Origin of the sequence: Vibrio marisflavi CECT 7928, assembly GCF_921294215.1 — a bacterium.
Taxonomy (GTDB): domain Bacteria; phylum Pseudomonadota; class Gammaproteobacteria; order Enterobacterales; family Vibrionaceae; genus Vibrio; species Vibrio marisflavi.
In genome coordinates, this window is the sequence record NZ_CAKLDM010000002.1 from 1855325 (window position 1) to 1868572 (window position 13248).

A 13248-nucleotide genomic window follows, 5' to 3' on the forward strand; every position below is an offset into this window, starting at 1 on the left:
TAGCCTCTTTACAACGAATTCAAAAAGGCAATGAGAGCATCTCGTTGCTGCCGATCCAATTGAAGCACATTCTGTTTAGCCGTTTCCGCTTCACCGCCGTGCCACAATATGGCTTCCATTAGATTTCGAGCTCTGCCGTCATGTAGAAAATAGGTGTGTCCATTTACTTCCTGCGTATAGCCTATTCCCCACAACGGCGGGGTTCTCCACTCTTGGCCGTTTGCAAGAAACTCAGGCCTATTGTCAGCGAGCCCTTCCCCCATATCATGCAAAAGTAAGTCGGTATATGGATGAATGGTTTGATTGGTTAAGGCGGGTAAACCTTCTCGATACCCTGTCTCTACACTGCTCTTGTGGCAAGATTCACAGCCGATTTCTGAAAATATTTCCTGACCTTTAACCACTTGGCTATCTTTAACATTTCGACGTACAGGAACCGCTAAATGCTGAGAATAAAACTCAACAAATTTTAATATTTTATCGCTAACTTCTGGCTTACCACCATTGGGTAGATCTTTGCAGATGCTCTGGCTGTCACTACAGTTCTCTTCGATAAATAGATGACTAGTAAGTCCTATATCTCCATTAAAAGCAGCAGCATTTTGCTGCATTAGAGTCGGTTGCCCCGCTTTCCAACCGAAGCGACCAATAGAAAACTGCCCTTTCTGAACATCCCAGACATGATTGACTTTGCCACTAACACCATCTTCTTCTTGGCTTTGTTCTTCGGCCCAATTTCTGATGGTTTCTTCTGGGATACTTTCTAGTAACCCTAGGCCAATCATCATTGGCGCAACTCGAGCAGAAAACTGCACATCAGGGTGCATTGGCCCATATTGCAGTTCAACAATTTCAACAGCTGGTTTTCTTAGCACGACTTTAGTCCCATCAGCAAAGGCAACGGGATAATCAGCGTAGGTAATCTTAATTTTCCCTTCGGATTTTTGATTTGCTAGAGAAAAATCTTGTAGCTGGTCACCATAAACCGGCTCGGGAAGCACTCCGTTTTGCAGGTAAGATCTTTTTTGCTGAGCTGTTTTTGCTGGGATACTCAACCTAACTAACATTGAAACTGCATGGAGATCACCCGGCTCAGGCGGATGACCTCGGCCATCTTTGATGTGGCAGTTTTGGCAACCATTAGTATTGAACAGTGGACCCAAACCATCTCGCGCGTCAGTTGAAGCTGGAGCTTGAACCCACGGGTTACGAAAAAAACTATTGCCGACACTAAAATCTAATCTTTTAGAAAGGGGTAAATTTGCCGCAGGAAGAGAGTAAGCATTAGCCCCATCTTTCTTTACCGTAGTATCTCCACCTGATTTTGGACCATAAGCAAATGAATAAGTTGAAAGGAAAGCAGCGAATATAACTAAGAGAGATAACTTCAAATTGGATATACCTTATTGGACCGACTATCAGAAAGAGTAAAGGGCTCAGACGAGCCCTTATAAAGCGTAGACCGAATTTTAAAATTCATGGTCAGCAGTATCTGGATTTAGGTTATTGATTCCAATTATGCTCGCAGCACGCTCAATAGAAGCTGTCTGTTTGACGAGTGCGACAATCGCATTGTTGACAATTTTGTGGCCATTTTTGTTGTTTGCGGCGATGAGCTGGTCAAAATGTTGATCATTGTTTTCTGCTTCATCAACGATCTTCTTCACTTCGTTCAATGCATTATCAAAGTCTTTCTTAATGATTTTCTCTGCTTGGGCATTTTTCTGGTTTACCAGGTCTGCAATGCTGGCTCCGTTTACGATCGAGCCATCTACGCGTTTATAAGTTCCGGTATAAACGTTATATATGCCCTTCTCATTGTAGTAGTGAGAATAATGCGTATTATCTGAAAAACAGTCGTGCTCATCTTCTGTGGAGTTTGCCTCAAGTGCGACTTTCATTCGTTCACCTGCTAACTCACCTAGAGAAAGTGACCCCATTCCGAACAAAATTTTGCGTAATCCTTCTTCAGATGACTCACTGACTAAAGTTTCTCGATAGTTCCCCTTAGAGCTAACAGTCCATTGATTTTCCATCCAAGTTAAGTCTTTCACTAACAATTGTGCTGCAGCTTTTAAATACTGACCGCGGCGGTCACAATGTCCGTTAGTGCAGCCCTTACCGACTACAAAATCAGTATAAGGTCGTTGTCCTGCTCCACTTTTCGTACCATTCAAGTCCTGCCCCCAAAGCAAAAACTCAATAGCATGGTAACCAGACGCAACGTTTGCTTCAGATCCACCTATCTCGTTGAGCTTTACAATTAGCTCAGCATTGATGTCTCTTGCATCTACGGAATTGGCTCCCACTTTGATGTTTTTATTTGCGACCACATTCGCAGTGGCACCTTCATTCCCAAGCTCATATTGATAGTCGGCAGCAACGTAATCAATCAGGCCTTCATCAAGCGGCCAAGCATTCAACTGACCTTCCCAGTCATCAACGACAGGGTTACCGAATCTAAATACTTCTGATTGCTGGTAAGGAACACGCGCCAATCTCCAAGTATTACGTACTTTTTCAAGACCCTTTTGGGAAGGTGACGCCAAAAAGGTATCGATTGATGTTTCTAACTGTTTTGCAGTAATTAACGCGTCTGCATAGACAGCATGAGCTAAATCAGCATAGTGCTCAACAACCTGCTCTTTTGTTACGGTATCAGCTGCCTGAGCGACTCCCGAAAAAGTTAAATAAACTGTAGCAACAGCACCGAAAAAGTGAACTTTAAAACTCATAGGATGTTTCCTTACAATCAATACCCACAAAAATGAGAATAGATATTATTATCAATACTATTTGCAACTGTAATTAATTTGAGTAATTTTGCAATAGTTTTGTATTCACTATGTGAATGGAATGAACTTATACAGAGTAAGGTAAAAGGGTCTGAAGTAGTATTTGGAGAAGAGTAGTTGATAAGTTTTGAAGAAAAGCATTGGTGTAAATCGTGGTTACACCAATGCTTTAAGTAAGAGATGAAGTTAAGTATTTAGCTTACTAAACAGACGGTCAATTCAGCTTCATACCAACGATATAAAGTATCGCTTTGCCCTTCACTGCATCCTTTGCAAGTTTTCTGACTACATGAACCAATAGGAGTATCAGATTTGACTACTTTTCCCCGAGTTTCTAGTTCACATAGCAGAGCTTCCAGCATTTGGTCACTGCCATCAAACTGACACTGTAAGTCAGACAATGTCGCTTGATGGTGCTTACGAATATAATTACGTAGCCCTAGCAAAGAATTCATCACTTCCTCCTAGCCGCAGCAGCTCTTATTCGTAGCAGAAACTTCTGGGAGCTCCCAATCCACGCCTGTTTTGCTGTATTTTCTTAACCCATACAAGAAAGCAAAGATCACAGCGAGCATCCCTAAGATCCAACTTATGCTGGATTGTGGATGTTCCAGAATAGTAGCGGCTTGATAAAAGATAACCGCGACCGCATAAGCAACAAGTAGGCCCCAAGCTGTAGAAAGGTTTGCCCAGTTACGACCGACTTCACGAGCAATTGCTCCGACAGTTGCAACGCAAGGTACATAAAGCAATACGAAGATTAGGTAAGCATAAGCCGCGAAAGCTGTGCCAAATAGTAAGCGCATATGGCCCATCGAAGATGTTCCCATTGACGCATCAGCCTGCCCAGCTTCTATTGGGTTTAACCATGTATCAATTGAGACACTATCTTTCAAACCACTCCAAGTGTCGTCCAACGCCTGCTTTAGCTCAGCACCCAAGTCAAAATTCTTGTAATCGAACGGTTGACTGTCCGCTGCTTGAGCGGTGTAAAGTGAATTCAAAGTACCGATAACCACTTCTTTTGCAAGGAAACCAGTAAATAGACCTACCGTTGCAGGCCAGTTGTCTTTCTGAACACCCATTGGTTCAAATATTGGCGTGACTGTTTTACCAATTTCTGCCAATGCAGATTGCTGCTGTTCACCCGGGTTAATCACTTTTCCTGAGAAGGTAATACTATTTAGTCCAAGGACAATAGCACACACAGGAATAATGATTTTGCCCGCTTTGAATAGGAATCTCTTGAGTCGGCTCCAAGTCAATATCAACGCAGTAAATGGGTTTGGCAAGTGATAGACAGGCATTTCCATAACAAACGGATGCGGTTCACCAGTCAACAGAGTTTTCTTAAGCAGAAGCCCTGTCAAAACAGCAACCACAATACCGAGCAAATACAGAGAGAAAACCACGAAACTGCCGACACCATGGAAGAACGCTGCTGCAAATACGCCAAAGATAGCTAAGCGTGCACCACAAGTCATAAACGGTGCCATCATGCTTGTCATGATTCGGTCGCGTGGCGTGTCCAGCGTCCGAGTTGCCATCACTGTTGGAATATTACAGCCAAAGCCAACAATTAGCGGTACAAAAGATTTGCCCGGTAAACCTATCGCTTGCATAAAGCGGTCAATAACAAAAGCAGCTCGCGCCATGTAGCCGGAGTCTTCCAGTAGCGATAAGTATAAGAACATTAACCCAATTTGAGGTACAAATGGCAAGATAGTATTGATACCACCGCCAATACCTTGAGCAAGGATTGCAGTTAAAGCAGCTGGCAAACCAATAAAATGCCCTAACCATGTTGTTCCATCAATAAAGATTGCCGCTGAACCTTCATCAAATATAGGCTGCAAGCCACCACCAATGTTGATGGAAACGACAAACATGAAGTACATGACAAGCAAGAATATTGGCAGCCCTAAGTATTTATTCAGCACAATACTATCAACCACTTGAGTCAGCTTATCTCTTGTCGCTACTCTATTTTCAACAACACCTTGATAAATTTTGCTGATAGCTTGATATCGAGAATCTGCAACCTCGAGGTCAGCATCTTCAAGGGACCGAACATACTGGGTCGTTAGGTCTCCCAACTGACCACTTGTATCTGCCTCTGAAATCATATCTCGACTTAGAAGATCATTTTCTAAAAGGCGTAAGCTCAGCCAGTCTGTACGTTGCAAACCTGGAGCATGTTCCTTAACCTGACTATTAAGATACTCGCGCGCTGCTAGTATATTTTGCGGATAGTCGACAGAAAATGAATTAATGGAAGCGTTGTTGCATTGTTTAAGAATGGCTTGTTTAAGCTCACTTATACCTTGTTTACGAGTTGTCACCATTGGAATAACAGGGCAGCCTAGGGTTTTCGACAACTCTTCTGCATCAATATGGATGTTCTTTTTCTTAGCCGTGTCAATCATATTAAGAGCAACAACGACCGGGACCTTCATCTCGAGAAGTTGCAGAGTTAGGTATAAGTTTCTTTCAAGGTTAGCAGCATCGACAATGTTCACGATTACATCTGCATCTTCACTCAGAATATACTGACATGCGATGCGCTCATCTAAGCCACCTTTTGCTGAGACTGAAGCTAGACTATATGTCCCTGGTAAATCAACCGCAGTTACCTGCTGGCCTTCTATCTGGAAATCGCCTTCCTTGCGATCGACTGTAACGCCAGACCAATTTCCTGTGCGCTGCTTTGCACCTGTGAGTAAATTGAACAAGGTCGTTTTTCCGCTGTTAGGATTTCCGAGCAGCGCAATCTTTCGAGGTGTAGACATGATCATAATTTCCTAGGAGAAATGTTTAGCAGTGATAATTCTTTTTTTCTTAAGCTAAGTAAAAAGCCTTTGACCTCGATTTCTATTGGGTCACCCAATGGTGCTTTGCGAATGACCTGGAAGGTAGAACCAGGAATCATACCCATAGCCATAAGGCGATGGCGGAAATCAAGGCTCATTTCTTTTGTGTATTTATCAACAGTGTAATGTTGACCAGGCTGTACCGTAGACATATCAACCTCTAAAAATCAGACAGCTTCATCTTTGCTGTCTATAGAATGAATAACAAAATTGCATTGGTGACTCTTCAATCCAAAACTGAGGCCTGACTTGTTTAGAACCCTAGGTGAATACAACAAACACACCACAGGAAGAAACACACAACACGGGAATCAAATAACACTTAATAAGAACAGTTCTCATTCTACTTATCATTAACTTTCTGTCACGAAAAAAGTCCACTTTTGACTTTACCCTGACAATCCATTCACTCACCATAAATCAAGCTAATAGATATTCATCACAATATATTTGTTATTCGAATGAAATATTTCACTTTCTCTAGTGGGAGAGCATTCTTACCAAGCTTCCCTGTATGTTTATGCTAATGAGAAACGTTATTATTTGTATCAAGATATTACAATAGCATTGGTGGTTTCATATTGTTCAGTATCAATAAATCGCTAATCCAGTGAAGTCGAGAGCATAGGAAAAAACGAAAAAAGCTCCCGAGATGGGAGCTTCAAATAAAACACTGTGTCAGATCGGTTATATTCTAAACCGTGACGTTGAGGGGAATGGAAAGGCCTTCAACTAACTTGTAGCGAACTCTAGTTACTTTCTGGTGCTGATTTGTATCAATGCAGCGGGTTACTTTTCCCTTCTCTACCCAGACGTTCATCATGGCGTCAACTCCGTCTTCACTCATACGAAAGTGCTTGGCTAGCTCAGCTCTTGTCGCTGCACCACTAGTTTCGACATACAACTTTAGCTCACTCAATATCATGCGAGACTTTCCTTAAAGGCTTTTTGCTGGTTGGCTTTACGTTTGAGACACTGATACACCAACACTCCTACCAATACTATTCCAGCAATCCAAGACAAACTTTGTACTGGAGTCACCATGATTTGAGTCGACTGATAGAACAGTGCCGCACTCATATAGGCAAGGCCCATGGTCCATACAGCAATGAATCGCGCATACTTTTTACCAAACTCTCTGACATAAGCACCCATTGCAGCAACGCACGGCGTATACAGCAAAATAAAGATAAGGTAAGAAAACGCAGCACTACTAGTAACAAAGTGCGACTGTAGATTACCAAAGATAGAAGTGTTTACTTCCTGATCTTGTGCAACTTCATTGGTGTCTTTCAGATCCCCTACTTCAATTCCTAGTGGATCTGAGTAGTTCAGAGCAGCCAAGTTATCAGGGATCGATTGCAGCGCTTCTTTTAAACTGCCTAATAAATCGTACTCTTCATCATCCGCTTTATCGGTGGTATAAAGATTGTTCAAAGTGCCGACCACCGCTTCTTTCGCGAAGATACCGGTAATGATACCAACCGTCGCTTGCCAATTATCTTTGTTGATCCCAATAGGTTCAAATACTGGAGTAGCAACTTGCGATATTTTAGACAACACCGAATTGTTGCTATCTTCATTGCCAAAACTGCCATCGGTACCTAATGAATTAAGAAAGCTAAGAATCATAACAACAACTACGATTGTCTTACCCGCGCCCAACACAAAACGCTTCAGCTTCTGCCATGTTTTGATAAGCACATTTTGCAATGTTGGAATTTCATAATCTGGCATTTCCATTACAAGTGAATCACTCGAACCCGGGTAAATCGTCTTCTTAAGGATTAATCCAGTGAAAACCGCCGCTACAATACCCAGTAAGTACAATGCAAATACAACATTTTGGCCTGAGCTTGGAAAAAAGGCTGCTGCAAACAAAGCGTATACTGGCAGTCTTGCACCACAAGACATAAACGGAGCCATAGAAGCAGCGAGTTTACGTTCACGCTCTTGATCTAACGTTCTTGTCGCCATAATCGCAGGAACATTACAGCCAAAGCCAAGTACTAATGGAACAAACGCTTTACCCGGCAAGCCGATTTTTTGCATCACTTTATCGAGCACGAATGCAGCGCGAGACATATAGCCTGAGCTTTCCAAACAAGCTAGGAATAAGTACAAACAAGCGATTACCGGTATAAAGGTCGCGACAGTTTGAATACCACCACCTAAACCGTCAGCTACTATAGTCACTAGCCAGACTGGTAAAACGCCATCGAGCAAATGGTGTCCGCCATCAACCAATAAAGCACCAACACTGATATCAAAAAAGTCGATAAATGCGCTGCCTATATTGATAGAGAACATAAACATCAGGTACATAACAAAGAAGAAAAATGGTATACCGACCCACTTATTCAAAATGATCTTATCCGCTTTTTGAGTAAAGCTGCGGCTTAGTTTTCCTTCTGTTCTGCGCACTTTCTGGCATAGCTGATGAAGGTAAGTATATTTAGTGTCTGTCACCTGCAGGTCGATATCTAGCTCAATTGAAGAGCGAACTCGATGGATGTCGTTGCGCTTTTCTTCCGTGAGAGTGTTTACAACTAGGCTATCGTTTTCCAATGCACGTACTGCTAAAGCACGTGGGTGCACGTAAGACTGTGAGGAAAATAAAGGGGCGAGCTCTTCAATACCAGACTCAAGTACTTCTCCGTAATCTACACTGAAGCTTTCTAATGCGATTCCTTGAACCAAATCTTTATGTAAATGCTCTTTGAGCTTGCTAACTTGCTGCCTATTATTTGCAGACAAAGAGTAAACCGGGCAGCCTAATTGTTTGCTCAGCTTCTTCACATCGATAGTTTGTCGCTCTCTCTTAAGCGCATCCATTTTGTTGAGAATCACCACCATCGGGCGGCCAAGTTCTCTTAGCTGCAGCGTCATATATAAGCTGCGCTCTAAGCTTGTTGCATCAACGACATTAATGATGAGATCGGCTTCGTGGCTAAGTACAGCTCTAGAAGCAATTGACTCATCCATGCTATTCGCATCATTGCCGCTGTCTAGTGCGTAAATGCCTGGCAAATCGGTGAGGTGAAAATCGTCACCTGCATGTTGGTAGCGACCTGTTTTCTTTTCAACTGTCACGCCAGCCCAGTTACCAACTTGCTGCTTGGCCCCTGTTAGGCCATTAAAAAGCGTTGTCTTACCACTGTTTGGGTTTCCAACCGTTAAAATGTTATATCTCATTGTGGTTCCCCGACTAAAATTGATTCCGCGATAGAGTTACGTACGGCGATAGATACGCCACGTACTTCGACCTGTAGTGGGTCACCCATAGGAGCTCTTCTTATCAGTGTGACTTCCGTGTTTGGAAGAATGCCCATGATCATCAACTTCTTGCGAACATCATTCGTTAACTGATCGAATCCCTGAATAGTGGCGCACTGCCCTTGCTGTAATTGTGATAGCTTCATAAGAGGTAAATATAATTGTTAATGAGAAACGTTATTATTTCGATTGGCAGATAGTATACTCTCTTTACATGTCTTGTATTGCGCAATATCAAAGAAATTTATCGGAATCGTTTAAAACTGATAGGTTTTGGAAATGAAAAATTGGATTTGCGGGTAAGCAATGTGCTATCTATACAAAAAAAGCTCCCAAAAGGGAGCTTCCGAAATAGATAAGACAAAGGTTCTTTGGCTAAGAGCCTTCGTTATGTAACTCGAGGTTAGCAAGCTCTTGTTTGATCTCTCGTTGCACCTTAGCATCATCACTGCGAAGAGACTGTAGAAAATCTAAGTATTTCTGGTCTATATCACCCGTGACATACTCACCGTTAAATACAGATGTTTCAAACTTAGTGATTTCTGAATTACCCGAACCAACCGCGGTTACTAGGTCTTCTAAAGATTGGAAGATAAGTTCATCGGCACCAATCTGCTTACAAATCTCATCGTTATCACGACCGTGAGCGATAAGCTCATTTGCACTTGGCATATCAATGCCGTACACGTTAGGGAAACGAATTTCAGGTGCTGCTGAAACCATAAACACCTTCTTCGCACCAGAATCTCTCGCCATCTCGATGATTTGCTCAGAAGTCGTCCCACGTACAATCGAGTCGTCTACCAGCAGAACATTTTTGCCTTTAAATTCTGAACGGATTGCATTCAGCTTACGTCTTACGGACTTCTTACGTTGCTGTTGCCCAGGCATAATAAAGGTGCGACCAACATAGCGGTTTTTAACAAAACCTTGGCGATACGGCTTATCAATTAACTGTGCTATTTGCAAAGCGATATCACAAGACGTCTCAGGAATTGGAATCACGACATCGATATCTAGGTGACTAAAATCATCTCGAATGCGCTGGCCTAACTTCTTACCCATTTCAACACGAGCGCTATAAACAGAAATCTTATCGATAAATGAATCTGGGCGAGCAAAGTAAACAAACTCAAAAATACATGGATTTAGCGTTGGGTTATCAGCACATTGCTTAGTAAATAACTCGCCTTCGAAAGTCGCATAGATAGCCTCACCAGGAGCAACATCGCGAACAAAATCAAAACCTACCGCATCCAATGCAACAGATTCTGACGCAACCATATACTCTGTACGTCCTTCAACCTCACGCTTGCCCAAGCATAAAGGGCGAATACCATTTGGATCACGGAAAGCAATCAAGCCGTGGCCGATTATCATCGCAGCAACAGCGTATGCACCTTTTATCGCTCGATGAACGTTAGTAACCGCTCTAAATACATCTTCAGAGGTGACATTTCCTTTAACCGTGTCGATCTCATGAGCCAACACATTAAGTAGAACTTCAGAATCTGACGTTGTGTTTAAATGGCGGCGATCTTTATCAAACAACTTTTCACGAACTTCATGCGCGTTAGTGAGGTTACCGTTGTGAGCAAGTGTGATTCCAAATGGAGAATTGACATAAAATGGTTGAGCTTCTGAAGCACTTGAGCTTCCAGCTGTTGGGTAGCGAACGTGTCCAATCCCAACTGAACCTTGAAGGCGCTGCATGTGTTTTGCTTCAAACACATCTTTAACTAAGCCATTTGCTTTGCGCAAACGAAAACGATTGCTTTCTATGGTACAAATACCAGCGGCATCTTGGCCACGATGCTGTAATACCGTCAATGCATCATAAATTGACTGGTTTACAGGCGATGTACCCACGATTCCAACAATACCACACATGTCTTAACCCTCGATATCCGACAATGGCTGGCGCTATACTGCGCCAGATAAGAAACTTGATGATGCTTGTAAGTGCTCAAAAAACGGTGCGATGATATGGCTAAACTGTGGGACCAGTACTGAAGCCTTCCACCAAGCCATATTTGAAGCATTGGTAAAAGCATCCATAAAGAATAGGATTGCTGACACAACTAAGACTCCCCTAGCTGCACCAAATACCATACCCAATACTCTATCTGTTCCCGACAAACCTGTTTTTTGAACCAACTGGCTGATCACATAATTTACTATGGCACCGACAATCAGTGTCGCAATAAAAAGTGCAGCTATCGCAGCGCCATTTCGAAAAGCTTGATCTTGGAAGTTGGTAAAGTACACCGCTAATTTCGCGTAATACTCACTGGCGATAAAAAAGGCGCCAATCCAAATCACTAATGACAAAGCTTCTTTAGCGAAACCACGTATTAAACTGATCACAGCCGACAAGCCGATCACACTTAAAATGACAATATCTAACCAATTCATGAGTTCTTCATCTTAAGTTGGCGCGCATTTTAACAGAAAAACGCGCGACGCAAACGTTTTCTTATGGGTTTAATGGATTAAATTTAAGCAATCGACCTTTTGAGCCTGTTATCTTTTCTAGCTCAACGATTTCTCGTTGTAGTTTTTGCTTAGAAATATTTGGGCCAATAATCACCCTAGTAAATCCATTTTCCTTTTTACTATGGGCTTGATACCCTCTTTTTTGTAGGTCTTTAACCACATTTTTGGCATTGTCAGCATTTTTCAGCGCCATCAGCTGAATAATCCAAGCATTGTCCTTAAATTTGGCCTGTTGTGTGGTTTGTTTGACCTCAACGTTAACCGAACCCGATTGATTGGCAGCGGCGGTTGTATTACCTGAATCGACCGTCACTTCGACGGGCTGCTTAGGTAAGCTTTTCGTGTCTTGGACTGGATTCACAATCTTATAGTTTTCACTATCACTGCTAGTTGATGGCTTGATTGGAATACTCGCGATATCATCTTGATAATGCGTTTTCTTTCCGTCCAAAAAATCAGGCAAGACGATAACACCAATTGCCACCAGTATTATCGTGCCTACTAGCCGATTTTGAAACTTGCTAGCCATCTATTTTCCCTTTGATTCCCAATGCTCTAAAACCATTCCGACAGTGAAAAATGAACCAACAACAATAATGACTTCATCCGACGTTACCTGTGTCAACGCTGATTCAAATGCAGCTACTGGATCGTCATATTGCTGAACGTTCCCTGATAAATGTTGACACAGGTCCTGCGCAGTTGCAGCGCGAGGGCCTTGCAGTGAAGCGGGGTACCATTTATCTACAACATGAGAAAGCTCAGACAGTGTTGCTGAGATATCTTTGTCTTCAAGCATAGCAACAACGGCATGGATGGTTTTATCTGGGTAACGCTTTTGGAGTTCCTCACCTAGATACTTCGCAGAGTGAGGGTTATGCGCCACATCTAACAATATCGTCGGAGCATCGTTAATAAGCTGCATTCTGCCAGGTAGCGTTGCTTTAGATAACCCGTCGACCACATCGACATCACTAATTTCTAACTCTGAAGCACCTAACGCCATTAAAGCAGTAGCTGCATTCTGCAATGGTAGGTTTGGAATTGGTAAATCTTCAACTACGAACGAACCACTATTCCAGCGCCACTTGCCATCACCGACAAGCTTGTAATCAAATTGGATTCCAACTTGGTAGAATTCAGCACCAATATCATCAGCATGAGCAGGCACTGTGCTTGGTGGTTTTGGCTGACCACAGATAGCTGGCTTACCCGAGCGGAATATACCTGCTTTCTCAAAGCCGATAACGTTAATATCATCACCAAGCCAATCCACATGATCAATAGCTAAACTGGTAATAACGGATACGTCATGGTCAACAACATTGGTTGCATCAAGCCTTCCGCCAAGGCCAACTTCAAGTAAAACAACATCGACATCGTAATCTTTGAAAAGGTAGAGTGCGGCTAAGGTGCCGTACTCGAAATAGCTAAGACTAACTTGCTCTCTCTGCTTTTCGATGAAATCAAATGCTCTAGAATGTTCTTCATCGGGTAACTCTTTACCATTGATTCGAACACGCTCATTGTAGCGAATAAGATGTGGAGAACTATAGACACCAACACGGTAGCCCGCTTCTAACAGAATCGCTTCCATTATTGCGCACGTAGAACCTTTGCCATTTGTTCCAGCAACGGTAATCACTTTTTTCCCTGGATGGGTCAGGTTGGCATGTCTTGCTACAGTCTCTGCACGCTCTAATCCAAGATCGATAGCACTGGAGTGAATATTTGATAGGTATTCAAGCCACACCGACAGGGGCGATGTGGCATTAGGAGTAGAAGAGTCAGTCATCTAACTTTAACCGAAA

Annotated in this window: 12 protein-coding genes; all 12 read right to left on the bottom strand. The window is 42.7% G+C overall.

Annotated features, from left to right (window positions below):
- Positions 1 to 8: 8 nt before the first annotated feature.
- The 12 genes from L7A31_RS15245 to folC all read right to left on the bottom strand — a co-directional run bounded on the left by L7A31_RS15245 (position 9) and on the right by folC (position 13232).
- Positions 9 to 1391, bottom strand: a complete 1383-nt coding sequence (locus L7A31_RS15245; protein WP_435532898.1) for a di-heme oxidoreductase family protein — start codon at positions 1389 to 1391, stop codon at positions 9 to 11.
- 78 nt (positions 1392 to 1469) lie between these two features.
- Positions 1470 to 2735: an imelysin family protein gene (locus L7A31_RS15250; protein WP_237362629.1), complete on the bottom strand. Its 1266-nt coding sequence runs from the start codon at positions 2733 to 2735 to the stop codon at positions 1470 to 1472.
- 254 nt (positions 2736 to 2989) lie between these two features.
- Positions 2990 to 3250 (bottom strand): FeoC-like transcriptional regulator, encoded by a 261-nt coding sequence (locus tag L7A31_RS15255; protein WP_237362630.1) that lies wholly within the window; start codon positions 3248 to 3250, stop codon positions 2990 to 2992.
- A 9-nt stretch (positions 3251 to 3259) separates the two neighbouring features.
- On the bottom strand, positions 3260 to 5584 hold the full coding sequence (gene feoB, locus L7A31_RS15260) for a Fe(2+) transporter permease subunit FeoB (RefSeq protein ID WP_237362631.1): 2325 nt from the start codon (positions 5582 to 5584) through the stop codon (positions 3260 to 3262).
- Between the two features lie 2 nt (positions 5585 to 5586).
- The gene (locus L7A31_RS15265) at positions 5587 to 5817 is read right to left on the bottom strand and encodes a FeoA domain-containing protein (protein WP_237362632.1); all 231 of its coding nucleotides are present in this window, start codon (positions 5815 to 5817) and stop codon (positions 5587 to 5589) included.
- A 542-nt stretch (positions 5818 to 6359) separates the two neighbouring features.
- Positions 6360 to 6590, bottom strand: coding sequence for a FeoC-like transcriptional regulator (locus L7A31_RS15270; protein WP_237362633.1), 231 nt, complete (start codon positions 6588 to 6590; stop codon positions 6360 to 6362).
- Positions 6587 to 8860, bottom strand: a complete 2274-nt coding sequence (gene feoB, locus L7A31_RS15275; RefSeq protein ID WP_237362634.1) for a Fe(2+) transporter permease subunit FeoB — start codon at positions 8858 to 8860, stop codon at positions 6587 to 6589. Before feoB (L7A31_RS15275) ends, L7A31_RS15270 begins: the two co-directional genes overlap by 4 nt.
- A complete protein-coding gene (locus tag L7A31_RS15280) occupies positions 8857 to 9087 on the bottom strand; it encodes a FeoA family protein (protein ID WP_237362635.1) in 231 nt (76 codons plus the stop codon). Before L7A31_RS15280 ends, feoB (L7A31_RS15275) begins: the two co-directional genes overlap by 4 nt.
- 229 nt (positions 9088 to 9316) lie before the next feature.
- Complete coding sequence (gene purF, locus L7A31_RS15285) at positions 9317 to 10831, bottom strand: amidophosphoribosyltransferase (protein ID WP_237362636.1); 1515 nt, start codon at positions 10829 to 10831, stop codon at positions 9317 to 9319.
- Positions 10832 to 10864: 33 nt separating this feature from the next.
- On the bottom strand, positions 10865 to 11356 hold the full coding sequence (locus tag L7A31_RS15290) for a CvpA family protein (RefSeq protein WP_237362637.1): 492 nt from the start codon (positions 11354 to 11356) through the stop codon (positions 10865 to 10867).
- Positions 11357 to 11417: 61 nt separating this feature from the next.
- Positions 11418 to 11966: an SPOR domain-containing protein gene (locus tag L7A31_RS15295; RefSeq protein WP_237362638.1), complete on the bottom strand. Its 549-nt coding sequence runs from the start codon at positions 11964 to 11966 to the stop codon at positions 11418 to 11420.
- Positions 11967 to 13232, bottom strand: a complete 1266-nt coding sequence (gene folC / locus L7A31_RS15300) for a bifunctional tetrahydrofolate synthase/dihydrofolate synthase (RefSeq protein WP_237362639.1) — start codon at positions 13230 to 13232, stop codon at positions 11967 to 11969. It abuts the gene before it with no gap.
- Between the last annotated feature and the right edge of the window lie 16 nt (positions 13233 to 13248).

Excerpts from the sequence above, each read along its gene's own strand:
- L7A31_RS15290 (WP_237362637.1), bottom strand. The coding sequence starts at position 11,356 with ATGAATTGGTTAGATATTGTCATTTTAAGTGTGATCGGCTTGTCGGCT.
- folC (WP_237362639.1), bottom strand. The coding sequence starts at position 13,232 with ATGACTGACTCTTCTACTCCTAATGCCACATCGCCCCTGTCGGTGTGG.
- L7A31_RS15280 (WP_237362635.1), bottom strand. The coding sequence starts at position 9,087 with ATGAAGCTATCACAATTACAGCAAGGGCAGTGCGCCACTATTCAGGGA.
- L7A31_RS15250 (WP_237362629.1), bottom strand. The coding sequence starts at position 2,735 with ATGAGTTTTAAAGTTCACTTTTTCGGTGCTGTTGCTACAGTTTATTTA.
- L7A31_RS15255 (WP_237362630.1), bottom strand. The coding sequence starts at position 3,250 with ATGAATTCTTTGCTAGGGCTACGTAATTATATTCGTAAGCACCATCAA.
- feoB (WP_237362631.1), bottom strand. The coding sequence starts at position 5,584 with ATGTCTACACCTCGAAAGATTGCGCTGCTCGGAAATCCTAACAGCGGA.
- L7A31_RS15265 (WP_237362632.1), bottom strand. The coding sequence starts at position 5,817 with ATGTCTACGGTACAGCCTGGTCAACATTACACTGTTGATAAATACACA.
- L7A31_RS15270 (WP_237362633.1), bottom strand. The coding sequence starts at position 6,590 with ATGATATTGAGTGAGCTAAAGTTGTATGTCGAAACTAGTGGTGCAGCG.
- purF (WP_237362636.1), bottom strand. The coding sequence starts at position 10,831 with ATGTGTGGTATTGTTGGAATCGTGGGTACATCGCCTGTAAACCAGTCA.
- L7A31_RS15295 (WP_237362638.1), bottom strand. The coding sequence starts at position 11,966 with ATGGCTAGCAAGTTTCAAAATCGGCTAGTAGGCACGATAATACTGGTG.
- feoB (WP_237362634.1), bottom strand. The coding sequence starts at position 8,860 with ATGAGATATAACATTTTAACGGTTGGAAACCCAAACAGTGGTAAGACA.